The sequence below is a fragment of the Desulfobacula sp. genome, assembly GCF_030145145.1.
Lineage (GTDB): Bacteria > Desulfobacterota > Desulfobacteria > Desulfobacterales > Desulfobacteraceae > Desulfobacula.
In genome coordinates this window covers 1-13877 of record NZ_JAQYWD010000071.1, presented here as the reverse complement: position 1 = coordinate 13877, position 13877 = coordinate 1, and the positions used below count along the sequence as shown (strand labels likewise).

The window sequence follows — 13877 nt, the reverse complement described above, 5'->3', positions numbered from 1 at the left end:
TATCTGCGCCATTATACCCTCCTTAAAACATAAACTAAATAAACACCCACGCGTTTAACGATGCCGTAATGTTAACAGCATCTCCTGAAATGTGTCAAACTACTCCCGCTGTTTTGAGCGTTTTGAGCTTTGCCGGGCCAAACCCCAGATGCTTTAGGTAGACATGCCCATTGTCATAGCCCACAGGCCGGCATACCCATTTGGTTCTTATGGGGGTTTCCGTCATTTTATGCTGGGCCTGGGCCACAACGACGTCCCCGAAAACCGGATCTTTGACCGGGGTCAAAACCCCTCTTTCCTTCCAATTTTCATCTTTCATGGTTTCCAAAGGGGAACATACCGGTGCCACGACAGGAGTGACGGGTGCCAGGCGACCGGTTTTACCATATTCTATGGACATGGCCACCAATTGGTCGCTGGTGTATTTCTGGGTTTCGGCAAAGATCAACGGTGACCATTTCAATTGCTGCTCTTTTTGTGTAAACAAGGTTAAGTCTTTCCAGTCATCCACCTCCCATTCTTCCCATTTGCCGACGATATCGGCAAAGGCCTGCCACATTTCCAGCCTTAACCCTCCCAGAAAAACAGCCCCATCTTTGGTTGGAGAAAAGCAATACAGCCAGGCACCTTTATCCAGACTTCCAAACCGCTCTGAAACAAAGCCCGACCCATGATACCAGACCGGATTCACATCATCAAACCGGGCATAGGCCTCATATGTGGCCACATCAAGTGCCTGTCCCTCTCCGCTGGATTCCCGCCAGTGAAGGGCAGCCAAAATACCCACGGCCATAAACGTTGCCGGCTGCGCCCATCCAATCCACGGACCCGCTTTGGTTGGAACCGCCCAGGGGCAGTCATCATAGGTCTTTCCTTCAGGCATGATCTCTCCTGTACCTTGCTGAATCCCTGATTTTGCCTGGATGATATTGTCGTAATCCGGCATCCGACTCTGGCTCAATGGTCCAAACTGACCATTGGCTGTTATGGAAGCAAATATCAGTTTGGGATTGATTTCTTTTAATTGCTCATAGCCAATGCCCCAATCGTTCATGACACCGGGTAAAAAGGTTTCTATGAGAACATCCGCTTGAACCACGAGGGCTTTGAGAATTTCACGGCCTTCCGGCTCTCTCAGATTCAATGTGATGTGAGACTTGTTGCGGCCCTCGGTCAAGTAATTGAGGCCTTCTCCTTTGTGTAATATCCCATAAGGGGTGCACGTTCTGATAAAATCACCTTCGGACGGTTCTATTCTGATGACCTGTGCCCCAAATTCAGCTAAAAGCGAAGAACAATAGCAGCCTGCAAAGCTTTTAGAACTTAGATCCAGTACGATGATATCATCCAGGGCTTCAGGCCTTACATGTGCCATACGCGGGTCACTGTTATATTTTGCCCAATCATTCCAGTTTTGTCCAGTCTCCATGCTTACTCCTTTTCCTGCGCTTCTCTGGCCATAATAAGCCCGGCCTTGCCATCCCAGTCCAAGGGCGGTTTACGCCCAGGCAGATCACCCCATTTTCCCAGAGCCCCACAGTCATACAACGCTTTAATCTGGTCCGCATTTCTGCCCAGATGATTTGTCATCACGTATTCGTTATCAAAGCCAACCGGTCGAACCGCCCATTTGACCCTGGGGGGTGTCTTGGACATCATTACCGGAAATCCATAGTCTTGATACTCACCGAGAATCGGATCATCAATTTCTGCTATAAAGCCGCGTTCCTTACTATGTTCATCCGCCATTATGTCCTTGACACTTTTCACCCGGGAGGCTGCGAAACCATGCGTTTCAGCTAATGCCTCGATTTCGTCAGGCGACTTGGTCCTTGCCCAGTCCGCAATAATTTTTATAATATCATCCGCATTTTCTTGTTTTAATCGCGTCAGATGGTCATTGAATCTGGAATCTTCCGTGAGTTCAGATTTTTCCATGGCCGTGCACAACCCTTTAAATTCATCCGGGGCTGGTGCCGCGATGGCCACAAAATCACCATCGCAACAATAAAATGTATCTGCCGGGCATATGGATACATCTCTGTTGCCCGCGGGCATGGCCTCTTTTCCTGTTAATTGTTGATACGGCCAGACCCAGGACATCGCTCTCATGATATTCTCAGACTGTGACAGGTCGATGAACTGGCCCTGACCCGTCTTGTCCCGATGGTGGAGGGCCGCTAATACAGCCACCTCCCCCATGAGTCCGCCATAATCATCGCAGGGATAAATGCTGCTTTTAAGCGGTGGCTGGTCCGGAAAACTTGACATCCAGGCGTATCCACAGAGACCTTGGGCGGCCCCGTCATTGGAGGGCCGGTTTTCAAGCGCATACGGTCCCCACTGACCAAAGCCTGTCTTTGAAATATAAATAATTCCCGGGTTAATCTTTTTAATCTGATGGTAACCGACATTCCATTTGTCCATCACTCCCGGGCGCAGGTTTATTTCAATAATATCAGATTTGAGTGCCAGTTCCCGGAACAGCTCCTGGGCTTCCGGTTTATGTAAGTCAAGACCCACCCAGTACTTATTGACATTATTATGGATAAATACCGGCGGAAATCCTTTATAAAAATAGCCAAACGGTGTCATGTTGCGGCCGGTATCCCCAATGGGAGGGATTTCACACTTGATTACCTCAGCGCCCATGGTCGCTGAAAACCCCGGGCCCACCGGACCTAAAATCAAAGTCCCCACTTCAAGCACCCTGATACCCTTTAACGGCAAAGGCTTTGAATGTCTCTTTTCCTTATAATCTTTCCATGTTTCTTCCGCCATAGCAGTGGATCGTCTCCTTTTAATGACGTCTCATGATGGGTAATGTGACGCATTGATTATAAAATAATGTCTCATTTAAAAAAATTTTAAATATAGTTCCAGATTTGTCAGAAATTCCGGTTCGGTACGCATGGTTTTTTCCGCTAAAATAAAAGATTGGGTATGTACATGGAAATAGCAGGCACAAAGGCAATAATGATCAAGGATACAATGAATATGAACAGTGTCGGCAGAATAGATCTCGATACGTATACAAAGTCTTTTTTGGTCACCGCGGATGCCGTATAGAGCAAAAGGCCAAGTGGCGGTGTTATATACCCGATGCCCAGGGCAACTGTTACGACCAGGCAATAATGGATCGGGTCGATGTTAAATTGTGTGGCAATGGGCAATAAAATGGGAACCAGAATCATGATGGCACCGATAGGATCTAAAAAGGTCCCTACCAGCAGCAGCAGAAAAATGGTAAAAAGCATAAAGACAGACCCATTGGGCAGATATTGCATGGAATACTCTAAAATCTGGTCGGGAATGCCTTGAATGGTGATATATTCTGAAAGTACACCTGCACCGGATACCGTAATGACAAGGGTACCGCTGATAAGTGCACTTGAGACAAGCGCATCCTGCAGTTGCTTAAAATTAATGGAACGGTAAATCAAAACTTCCAGTATAATCGCAAGAACGCAGGATACAACAGACGCCTCTGTGATTGTAAATGCGCCGGAATAGATTCCTGCAAACAAAATCACAATAATTAAAAAGGGAAATATGGCATCCCAGCTGGCCTTTAGAACATCAGCAGTATTGAATTTTTCAAGGGAAAGGGTGCCGAGTCCTTTTCGTAAAGAAACAATATAGGCATACAAACAAAGGCAACCCATAATCAGAATTGCGGGCAGATAGCCTGCAGAAAAAAGCTTTACAACTGATTCACCTGCGGTCAAGGCACAAATAATCATAATGATACTCGGCGGTACAATGATGCCTAAAATCGCTGAACTGGTTATCAGGCCAATGGAAAAAGACTCCGGGTATTCATATTTTTTCAGGTGGGGGAACATGACGCTACCGATGGTAACAACGGTTGAAATGCTTGACCCTGAAATCGCACCAAAGACACCGGAGCAGACAACACCGGTAATGGCCAAACCACCGGGGAGAAACGAGAGTATTTTTCGTGCAAACCAGATTAATTTGTCCGCAGATTTCCCCATTGTCATAATCGTTCCCATAAGAATGAAAAACGGGATGGCTAAGAGGGAAAAATTGTCAAGTTTTTTAACGACGGTCTGAGCAACAAAGGTTAATTCCAGATCCGCAAAGAAAAACAGTCCGATAACACCGGTTAAAAACAAACAGATATATACGGGAATTCGCAAAAACAGTAGGATCAGCAGGATGCATAGAATGATTAATATTTCCATTTTGTTACTCGCCTTTAAATAAAATGATAAGACAATCGATCGTACGGATGGCCATTAATAAGCCGAAAATCGGCAGTGTGCAATAAATCAGATAAAGCGGAATCTGCAGGATAGGTGAATAGATATCCATTACGATCTCTACCTGAACATAGAGCAAGCCATAGACAATAAAAAAAACAGAGACCAGTAGGCGGACGCTGTGTAAAATCAAATCAAGTCCTTTGCGCCATTGGGGGAACCGTTCATACAGTACATCGACCTTGAGTTCTGTACCCGTCTTGATGGAAGCACTGGCGGCTAAAAATGTCATGACAATAAACAGATAGGTTGACAATTCATCTGTCCACGATAGCGGACGCTGGAATACATACCGGGTGAGCATGGAAATCGTCAGCGCAATCAGCATGGTGGAAAAGATCAGAAAGAGGCCTTTTTTTTCAATAAAATGGATAAGTGAAATGATAATTTTCATAAAATAATTCCTGTACTAAGCAATAAACCCCATGCCGGGAGGGACCAAAAACGATATGCTTCTCAGCCGTTTCAAGCCACCTGAATGAACAATTGATGGCTTGAAACGGCGGCAACTTTAAAATGACAGATTACATTCCAGATACGAAATTACTCACTTTATCCAGCCACTCTTTACCGATCTCAGTTTCGAATTTTTTCCAAACCGTTTTCTGGGCCTCTTTCAAAGCATTCAAATCTTCTTTTGAAAAATCGATAATCTCAACACCTTTTTTGGGCAGCTCGGCTTCAGCTTTGGCCGTCAGTTCCATAGCCATTTCTCTTGCCTTTTTAAAGTTCTTATGAACACTTGCAGCGATCACTTCACTGACTTCCGGATCAAGCTTTTTATACCACTTGTTATTGACAACAAAGAAATGCAGACCGATCATATGATTGGTCCGGGTAAAATATTTACAAAGATCATCCACTTTCAGAAGGTATACAACTCCCATGGTCTGGTCTGTACCGTCAATTACCTTCTGATTCAAAGCCGGTATTACATCTCCCCATGACATGGGTGTCGGGTTGACATCAATGGCGTTCCAGAAGGCCAGGGGATATTTGCCTTTGGTGGTCCTCAGTTTCATTTTTTTCAAATCATTCAATGTCCTTGCAGGTTTGGTGCTGGTTATGCCATATTTGCCAAAATAACACAGATCCAGAACCTTGAGCCCTTTGGGTTCCAGGGAGCTGAACAATTCCTCCCTGAGCGCATCATTTTCCAGAAAAGCATTCCATTTTTCATATGAATCCATCAAATAAGCTAAAGTGCCAATGGCAAATTTGGAATTAAAATCCGGCGCAATGTTACCAATAAGCCATGCCCCCTGAAGAACACCCATCTGTGTTTTTTTGACGATATCAGGAGGACCTCCCATCTGTCCGCTGTGAAAATACTTGGCTTTAACCTTATCGCCGGCCGTTTCATTTAATTCTTTCTCAATCCACACCCCCGCTTTAGCATGGGCTTCAATCGGGGGGACGAAGTTGGAAAATTTAAATGTAATCGTTTTGGCTGCAAGGGGGCCGCAAAAAAATAACACCAGGAGTCCGGTTAAAAAGCTGATAAAAAAGGGGTAACGTCTGTTCATGGTAAATCTCCTTCATTATAGTGTTGGTATAAGAATGGATCCTACGATATTGTTTGATCCATTCTTATTATGTTGTGAAACCTTTGCTGTGGCACTTTTTGACAAAATTAGTTGACTTTAACAATCATTGCGGCACCGCTGTCTCCGGCAGCACAACCGGCTTGAAGGCCATAGCCTCCGCCCTTCATGACCAGTTCTTCTATCATCTCAACTAAAAGCCGCATGGTGGTGGGTCCCTGTGGATGGCCAAATACCATGGAGCTGCCATAGTTATTAAAGATCTTTTCATCGATTCCCAATTCTTTTTGCATGTACAGATCATTCATGGAAAACGGATTATGCGTTTTAACGGCTGCAAGGTCATCCACAGTGATTCCGGCAGCTTTCATTGCATTTAGGGCAGCAGGAACCGGTGCCGTAGGCATGAAGGCTTTTTTAACCCTGGAAGTCCCATATGACAGTATCTGAATCGTCACGTTTTTATCTGCTGAAAATTCATCCGCTTTTTCCTTTGTGGTGACGACCATGCCTGCATTTCCATCAGCCGGGTGAGTCTGGGCACCAAAAGTAAGGACGCAGTCTTTTCTGGTTTTTAACTTGGCCAGGCCTTCATGTGTGCAGGGGGTAATCCCTTCATCGGCATCTATTGTGATGGTTTTTTTCCTGGAAACCTGAACGTCCACACCAATCATGTATCGTTTCTGAAATTCCCTGTCATTGGCCAGGGCATCTGTATATTTATCATAACGCCTGACCGCCATATCATCTGACTGTTCCCGGGTGAACCCATATTTTTTTGCCGTATTTTCCGCAGTGCCTGTGGGGTTTGTGCCTGCTGTTGGATCCATACTGAAACCGTCCATCACCCAGCTTTCAAACTCCGGTTGTCCGCCCGGTCCGGTTGGGGCCGGCCACAGGATATTGGGACCATTGGACATTCTGTCACAGGCAGCGACCAGCACATCCTGCTGCTGACCCACCTCTACATTACAGGCGGCATAATTGACAGAAACCGTTGAGCTGGCGCAGGCCTGGGCAATTTGAGGTCCGGTGATGTCCGGATTCCCCATGAGTGTGGCAAAGTGAGGGCTGTTATAGAACCACGCCTTTTGGGGGATGGTTGTACTTAACACAAGGGCTTTAAAGTCTTGTGGGGTGTATCCTCTAAGTTCAAAAAACTTTGTTGCTGTCTGGGCACACAGTTTTATCGCGTCCTGACTTTGAAACGATCCCTGCCATTTGCTGAAGGGTGAACTCCAATATCCTTTATACGGTACAAATACTTTTTGAAACATGATTACTCCTTAATGATCAATATATTTACATGTCACTATTTAGGTGTTGCGGGCATCAATTATTTTGTAAACTCGGGTTTTCTTTTCTGGAGAAATGCACTCACGCCTTCCCTGGAAGCGTCGATGCAGGTAATATCCCCTGACCCATCATAGTTAATTTCTAATGCATCACTAAGACGGTCTGCAGCAGCACCCTCATTAATAACCCTGGCTGCAATGCTCAATGCTTCTTTGCTTAAGGAAAGCTTTCCGGCCATTGGGTTTTCAGGCACGACAAATGCTTCAATTGAAACGGGGCTATCGGTAATCCTTGGCACATTTCCCTTTAATCGTTTAACTTCTGCTATGGCAGCGTCAATCATTTCAAGATACCCGTTGGTAATTTGTTTGACCATGCCGATCTCTTTGGCCTCGGCCACATTCAACCGTTTGCTCTCTCCGATCATGCCGTGAAAAGTTGCGGCAGCCGCCGGCCATTTCCGGTATGGGATTACAGCGCCACCCATTCCCGGCAAAATGCCGAGGGTGATTTCAGGAAGCTGAAAAAAGGCGTTACTGTCAGCGACAATGCTGTGACATCTGATGGCCAACTCTGTGCCGCCACCCATGGCAAACCCGTTCATGGCAGCAACAACCGGTTTATCCATTTGATCGATATAGTGAAGCACTTCGGAATTGCTCTTTGCCAGGTCAACACCGGCCTTATGATTGCCTAACGTTTTAATGAAGCCTGAAATATCAGCACCGGCACAAAAGGATTTGGTTCCATAACCAGTAATAATAAACCCGTCAACAGAGGGGTCATCTGCGCCTTTTTTCAGGGTTTTGAGAATTTCATTGCAGGTGCCTGTACCTAATGCATTGGCAGCCTGTGGTCTCCTGATGGTGATAATGCGGACATTATCTTTATCATCCACAAGGATATCCCGGTTAAAATCCAGGTATTGGCTGATACGCTTTGTTGGTTCAGGAAAGCCCGGGCGTTCTTTCTTAAATTCCTTCATGATTTTCAGCACCTGGTCTTCTCCAAACTCTGCCATGAAATCAAAGAGACCTTTTTTAAATCCCAATGCGAGAACAGTGCCCAGATTCAGGTCTGACGACGTTCCGATATTCCTGTCGGCAATGTCAAAGCACTGGGAGAAAACAACACCCATCAGGCGGTATCGAATCCATTCTTTTACATCCAGTGGAACGTCAACTTTGGTGCCGGGCCGTGACGTATTCCATGATCCGACAGAGAGCATGAGAGGAGAGGGTTTGTAACTGGCACGTTCTGCTGAACGGCGGGTCTGGGAAGCAAAGGTCAGTGGATTGCCGCCGGCCATATTGAGAACAAAAAACGGACCTGCGCCGACAAATTCTTCGGCAACACAATCAATTTGATGGGTGGTGGCCCGGTCAAGCATAAACGACACCTCGTTGGTCCAGCTTTCAAAAACCCGATTGAGCATAAAGGCAATGACATTGTCAGTGACCACAGGCACTTTACCGGTTTTGGCAAAGAACCAGGTCAGGTATTCATGGGCTTTGTTGTCCAGTGCATCCCACTTGATGACTTCGACAATAAGGCTGCGCCACGCCGGGGCAAAAAAATGAGTAATCGTTGATCTTTCCGGGTGTTTCATTTCTGAAAAAACCTGGTCGGCAGGAATAGAGCTGGTATTTGATGTTAATATGGTGTCTTCGGAAACCAGGTCTTCCAGCATGGCAAAAATTTTCTTTTTAAGGTCAAGCTGTTCAGTGGCTGCTTCGATAACCAGTTTACAGTTCTTAATATCGTTATAGTCTGTTGTATAAACGATATTTTTTAAGATCAGATCCGCTTGTTCGCTGGTGATGGTTTTTCTTTTAACACCTTTTTGTGCATATCCTTGAAAGCGTTTTTTTGCCTTTTCAAGTTGTTCTTCCATCACATCTACCAGGTAAAGTGTTTTTTCGGGAAGCCCTGTTCTCAGGAAATAGGCGATATCGGGTCCGATATTACCAGCTCCGATCACTGCCATTTCATCTGGAAGGGAACGGTCAGACTGGATTAAATAGGGATTTTGAAATGATGTGTAAAGTTTGTTTTTTTCTGTCATGTTTCCTCACTTATCGGCAATAAAGGTTCGTGTGCTAACTATTAATATATTATAACTTAATACATCAATAGTTAATATATTGAATATATTTTGTCAAGCCTATTTTTTTTATTAAATAGATGTGCCGCGCTTATCGAATTTCTAAAACAAATTCTCAGTTTTCACGATTTTATTAATCGAAACAAAAGACTTTATACGCAATCGGCTATTTACCTTTCAAATGCTTTTTCTTTTTTTCATAAACTTACCCAAAGGATCATATCAAGATGGGTTAGACCATTTTTTTAAGGCTTTGTTCAAATTTAGGGTAAGCGCTTAAAAAAGGTAAAAAGACGATTCTTTCAATCAAGGGTAGTATTATTAGGTAATTTTTGGTTTTTTGATGAATTGTATCACCAATTCATCCGATAGTTCTATGGGTTCATCCTGGGCTTTAGCACCTATTAGGCGAATTATTTCAGCGGCTATTCGATTATTGAAAGGTATGTTATAAAAATTAAAAATTGATTGACATAAATCCTCTTTGTTTTCAAAGGACCAAGTAGCATTGAAGATTTCGAAATCATGAATGATTAAATCACTATCTTTGATCGTTCTTTGCGCATTTATTAACTCCTGATTCTCGCTGTTAACCAATGAAAATGCTCGTTGGACTTCTCCTTTGATCGTTGGTTCAATAATTAATATTTCACCTTCTGCCTTCAGTATTCTAATCGCCTCAACAATAGCGGATTCACTGTTTTGATGATGAAGGGATAGTGTAAAGATAACGAGATCGAAAGAAGCATTTGAGAAGGGGAGGTTTTCACCAGAAGCTATTTGGAATGTCACTCCCGGTATATTCTCTTTGGCTTCTCTGATTTTTTTAAAATCAGGTTCTACGGCTATTAATTTTTGGGGCTTGTTAACTAAAAAAGAGGTTATGCGACCATTTCCACATCCAATTTCAAGAACATTTTTATTGCCAAGACAGGTGAACTGTAAAATTTTATCTGCAATGATTTTGTCACTATTATCTTTCATTTTATTTCATTCCTTAAAAAATTACCGGTAATACTAATTCAGGACATGGGCTATTCCAGGGTATTTATTGAACGATAAGCGTATAAAATAAAATGGGTAGATGCAAATCAATTGAGACAAGATTTTTCGACCTTGGTGTTCTTTTGTCTATAAGGCATGTCGTTTCAGGCTCTAAGGACCATAAAACGTGTAGTCCAGACCGTTTATAAATTTATCCGGTGGCAATAGTCCAACCAATGCCTTGACAACCAACTCAAACAAAAGTAAATATGCCAATATATTTTAATGAGTTAAAAACAGGAACCAGGTAAATCAAAAGGCGCCCAGAAAAGGAAGGAACACGGCCACTGGTCGGGATATGATGTTGTTCTGGAAACGAATGCTCCAATCTGCAGCAAATCCCCTTGAATTTCTGAAAAATAATGGAATTGACGTCATGGATATCAAGAAATAATGAAGCCAATTACGCCTGACAAAGAAGCATTCATTGCTCTTGCAACAGAAAAAATGCCATTTGGAAAATATAAGGGGTTGCGTTTGGTAGATCTACCGGAGCCATATATAGTCTGGTTTTCACAGAAGGGTTTCCCAGAAGGAAGACTTGGGGAGATGTTGAAGGCTGTCTATGAAATCAAACTTAATGGTCTTGAGTATCTTTTTAAATAGTTTTTGAACCATATTCGGATATGTGCAAAATTCTGTATCATTTGCCATGACATTTTTTATATTTTTTTTTACTTCCGCACCAGCACGCCTCATTACGGCCAACGCTATAAGGTTCAAGTATTACACCATCAAAATAATACCACTGTCCGTTTTCATAAATGAATTTTGAATTCTCATGTAATTGTCCGTCTCCTTTACTTTTATAAAAGGCAGCAAATTCAACATATCCAACCCCCTGGCTGATTTGACTTTTATCTGTTTTTAATATTTTCAGGCCACGCCACTGGGTTTCATGGATTGTTTGCATCAATATCTCACGCTCATTTAATTGGCGCTTGGAACGGTGATGGGTTGTCATCAAATAATCAATATCTTTTATACAAAAAGCAGAGTATCTTGATCTCATCAGCTGTTCAGGAATTAGTGGTTTTGATTTCCCAGATAAAAAAGGGTAACAGCAATCTTCATAAGATTTTTGGCTTCCACAATAACAGGGTATTTTTTTATCTTTCTTTTCCAAATTAATTCAAATAATGCCCAACCGTAAACCGCAAATCCTCATCCAGATCACTCTGGCCAGATAACCGCTGCAAATAATCCTTTGGAATATCCCTGAAAAACACGCCTTTGTGTTTCCCGAAATACATTCGATTCAATAAAATTGGTTTGCTTGAAATGTCCATCATTTTATCTTCAACCACTGCTGACCCTATATCCTTGCTCATCTTCGCAAATAATATTTCAAACAATTTTTCAAGCACCAGAATATCACCCAGGGCATCATGTGCTGTGGCTTCGATTTTAATTCCCAGGAAATATCGCAAATATTGAACTCCGTGTTCTTTAATATTTGTATTGAATTGCTTTTAGGAATATCAGAATGGGTTTGATGATTCAAGGAACAAACGAAAAACTTCAATGCCGCTCTTTGGCTAAACTTGACCATTGATCGAGAGATTCTATAACTTCATGTCCTCCTATAATTGAAAAAATGTCATTGCTGGGTCCTGCCGGATAGAGGCAAAATAGGGTTTTGGGCCAGAGACCAATTCTGTAAATACAACATAATAAAATTAGGTAAATTTATAATAATGTTATATTAAATTAGTTAAAAACTATTTTAAATATCACACAATAATCAATTGTATTAAATATGACTAATAAAATTAAGTATTATCCTTGACAAATGTTCCATCGTTTGGCTATCCTAATGCTGATCGAACATACGATACCGGACTTTAAACCGGTTCCTTTTGATTATGAGTGGTTAAAATTGTTAAAAAAATGATTGAAGGCATAAAACTCAAAAACAAAAATGCATTAAAAATATCGAAGTATTGGATTTTTTTGTCAATATTGAACAACTCAAAACATAGGGAATGACAGGCTTATGGAAATCCTTCCGACTGCTCAACAAAGGGGTTTGTCTAACTTTCCAGGCCGACACGACCCGTTGCAGTCCTCAACTCCATATCGGCTAAAGGAGCCAAGCATGAATGAAGAATTAATGAATCGAGTATTGCGTTTGAGGTGGGTGGTTTTTTCTGCTTTCGGGGCTGCCTATATTCTTGTCTTTTTCAATCAAATGTCGGTGGCTGTCGTCGCCAATGATATTATGCAGGATCTGAACTGTAATGCCACAATTATCGGCGTGATGGCTTCCATATACTTTTATGTCTATGCGGCCATGCAGATCCCGGCCGGACTGTTGTGCGATTCAGTGGGCTCTCGAAAAACAGTATCCTTGTCCTTGGGAATCGCGGCTGTCGGCGCCCTTGTTTTCGGTTTTGCCCCAACAGTGACCATTGCCATGGTTGGGAGAGGTCTTGTCGGTCTGGGGGTTTCCGCCGTTTTCATTGCCATTATGAAAATTGTGGCGGAATGGTTTGCCATACGCGAATTTGCAAGAATGCAAGGCATCATTACCGCATTGGGAGGGGTCGGTGTTTTGCTGGGTACCTTCGGGCTGGGCTGGCTTGCCAAAGCCTTTGGCTGGAGGATTGTTTTTCAGACCATCGGAATCACAACCGGGCTTCTTGTTTTTGTAATCTGGTTTTTTGTCCGAAATTCACCCACAGAAAAAGGGTGGCCTTCCATTGCCGAAATAGAAAATTTCAGAACCGGCTACCCGCCTCCCCAAAGGCTAAAGTCAATCCCATTAGGCCAAGGGGTTAAACTGGTTATCAAGGAACCGGGATTTTATCCCCTTGCTCTCTGGTTCTTTTGCAATGCAGGTACCTTTTTTGGTTTTGGAGGGCTCTGGGCAGGCCCGTATTTTATGGATGTCTATGGCTTGAGCAAGCCGCAGGCCGGTGCTGTCCTCAGTATGATCGCCTGTACAATGATCGTGGGAAGTCCTCTCATGGCAGCTGTTTCCGATAATGTTTTCCAAAGCCGCAAAAAAAATATAATCTTCTGTACTACCTGTCTGTGCGTCTTGTTTTTTTTCTTGTGGATGAATCCTTCCGGTCTTCCGATCCCGGCTTTGTATGGCATCATTATATTTTTCACTGCTGTTTCCGCCTGTACAATGGTGGTTGCCTTTACAACCTTGAAGGAACTCTATCCTGTTCAAATAGCTGGAACTTCCGTAGCCGTCGGAAATTTTTTTCCTTTTTTCGGAGGAGCTGTATTCATGGCCATTCTCGGGAATATTCTTGACGGATTCGGGCACACACCTGACGGTGCATACCCTATTGAAGCTTACACCATGGTTCTGGCTTTTTTAGCCGGAAGTACAGTCCTTCAATTCATCTGTGCGCTGTTTTTAAAGGAAACTTTTCCAAAGCATGCCTTTGAAAAAGCCAGGGCAGCCAAAAAATACCAGAAAAAAATGCTGACGAAAACTTAGCACCTCGCCTTCACTCCCTAATTTCAGAGCTCCTGACATTAGCCAAATTTAAATGCAGCTTATGCAGCCTTAAATACCAGTTTCAGTTCTGTCCCGGGGTATAAAAATTTTTCCTTATTTACTATGTCACAAAGCTCCCCCAAAGA

The 13877-nt window shown here is 43.2% G+C and carries 12 protein-coding genes; 2 read left to right on the top strand and 10 right to left on the bottom strand.

The window, feature by feature from the left end; translation table 11 throughout:
• Positions 1-94: 94 nt before the first annotated feature.
• The 8 genes from Q1Q15_RS24755 to Q1Q15_RS24720 form a co-directional block, all read right to left on the bottom strand.
• Positions 95-1429 (bottom strand): CoA transferase, encoded by a 1335-nt coding sequence (locus tag Q1Q15_RS24755; RefSeq protein ID WP_300465336.1) that lies wholly within the window; start codon positions 1427-1429, stop codon positions 95-97.
• A gap of 2 nt (positions 1430-1431) precedes the next feature.
• Complete coding sequence (locus tag Q1Q15_RS24750; protein WP_300465334.1) at positions 1432-2781, bottom strand: CoA transferase; 1350 nt, start codon at positions 2779-2781, stop codon at positions 1432-1434.
• A 143-nt stretch (positions 2782-2924) separates the two neighbouring features.
• Entirely contained in the window at positions 2925-4208 is a 1284-nt protein-coding gene (locus Q1Q15_RS24745; RefSeq protein WP_300465332.1) for a TRAP transporter large permease, read from the bottom strand.
• A 4-nt stretch (positions 4209-4212) separates the two neighbouring features.
• Positions 4213-4680 (bottom strand): TRAP transporter small permease, encoded by a 468-nt coding sequence (locus Q1Q15_RS24740; RefSeq protein WP_300465331.1) that lies wholly within the window; start codon positions 4678-4680, stop codon positions 4213-4215.
• A gap of 130 nt (positions 4681-4810) precedes the next feature.
• Complete coding sequence (locus Q1Q15_RS24735; RefSeq protein ID WP_300465330.1) at positions 4811-5812, bottom strand: TRAP transporter substrate-binding protein; 1002 nt, start codon at positions 5810-5812, stop codon at positions 4811-4813.
• A 107-nt stretch (positions 5813-5919) separates the two neighbouring features.
• Entirely contained in the window at positions 5920-7107 is a 1188-nt protein-coding gene (locus Q1Q15_RS24730; RefSeq protein ID WP_300465329.1) for a thiolase family protein, read from the bottom strand.
• 59 nt (positions 7108-7166) lie between these two features.
• Complete coding sequence (locus tag Q1Q15_RS24725) at positions 7167-9191, bottom strand: 3-hydroxyacyl-CoA dehydrogenase/enoyl-CoA hydratase family protein (RefSeq protein WP_300465328.1); 2025 nt, start codon at positions 9189-9191, stop codon at positions 7167-7169.
• A gap of 360 nt (positions 9192-9551) precedes the next feature.
• Positions 9552-10214, bottom strand: a complete 663-nt coding sequence (locus Q1Q15_RS24720) for a class I SAM-dependent methyltransferase (RefSeq protein WP_300465327.1) — start codon at positions 10212-10214, stop codon at positions 9552-9554.
• Positions 10215-10667: 453 nt separating this feature from the next.
• Between Q1Q15_RS24720 and Q1Q15_RS24715 the strand changes: the two genes are divergently transcribed.
• A complete protein-coding gene (locus tag Q1Q15_RS24715) occupies positions 10668-10880 on the top strand; it encodes a DUF3820 family protein (protein WP_300465326.1) in 213 nt (70 codons plus the stop codon).
• Between the two features lie 37 nt (positions 10881-10917).
• On the opposite strand, the gene Q1Q15_RS24710 is transcribed toward Q1Q15_RS24715, so the two are convergent.
• Both Q1Q15_RS24710 and Q1Q15_RS24705 read right to left on the bottom strand, forming a co-directional pair.
• Complete coding sequence (locus tag Q1Q15_RS24710) at positions 10918-11400, bottom strand: YchJ family protein (RefSeq protein WP_300465325.1); 483 nt, start codon at positions 11398-11400, stop codon at positions 10918-10920.
• 1 nt (position 11401) lies between these two features.
• Positions 11402-11704: a hypothetical protein gene (locus Q1Q15_RS24705; RefSeq protein ID WP_300465324.1), complete on the bottom strand. Its 303-nt coding sequence runs from the start codon at positions 11702-11704 to the stop codon at positions 11402-11404.
• Between the two features lie 668 nt (positions 11705-12372).
• On the opposite strand from Q1Q15_RS24705, the gene Q1Q15_RS24700 reads away from it, so the two are divergent.
• Entirely contained in the window at positions 12373-13731 is a 1359-nt protein-coding gene (locus Q1Q15_RS24700) for an MFS transporter (protein ID WP_300465323.1), read from the top strand.
• Positions 13732-13877 lie beyond the last annotated feature (146 nt).

Bases quoted from the DNA above. Each gene is read 5' to 3' on its own strand.
- Q1Q15_RS24745 (WP_300465332.1), bottom strand. From the start codon at position 4,208: ATGGAAATATTAATCATTCTATGCATCCTGCTGATCCTACTGTTTTTG.
- Q1Q15_RS24730 (WP_300465329.1), bottom strand. From the start codon at position 7,107: ATGTTTCAAAAAGTATTTGTACCGTATAAAGGATATTGGAGTTCACCC.
- Q1Q15_RS24700 (WP_300465323.1), top strand. From the start codon at position 12,373: ATGAATGAAGAATTAATGAATCGAGTATTGCGTTTGAGGTGGGTGGTT.
- Q1Q15_RS24725 (WP_300465328.1), bottom strand. From the start codon at position 9,191: ATGACAGAAAAAAACAAACTTTACACATCATTTCAAAATCCCTATTTA.
- Q1Q15_RS24755 (WP_300465336.1), bottom strand. From the start codon at position 1,429: ATGGAGACTGGACAAAACTGGAATGATTGGGCAAAATATAACAGTGAC.
- Q1Q15_RS24750 (WP_300465334.1), bottom strand. From the start codon at position 2,781: ATGGCGGAAGAAACATGGAAAGATTATAAGGAAAAGAGACATTCAAAG.
- Q1Q15_RS24720 (WP_300465327.1), bottom strand. From the start codon at position 10,214: ATGAAAGATAATAGTGACAAAATCATTGCAGATAAAATTTTACAGTTC.
- Q1Q15_RS24740 (WP_300465331.1), bottom strand. From the start codon at position 4,680: ATGAAAATTATCATTTCACTTATCCATTTTATTGAAAAAAAAGGCCTC.
- Q1Q15_RS24735 (WP_300465330.1), bottom strand. From the start codon at position 5,812: ATGAACAGACGTTACCCCTTTTTTATCAGCTTTTTAACCGGACTCCTG.
- Q1Q15_RS24715 (WP_300465326.1), top strand. From the start codon at position 10,668: ATGAAGCCAATTACGCCTGACAAAGAAGCATTCATTGCTCTTGCAACA.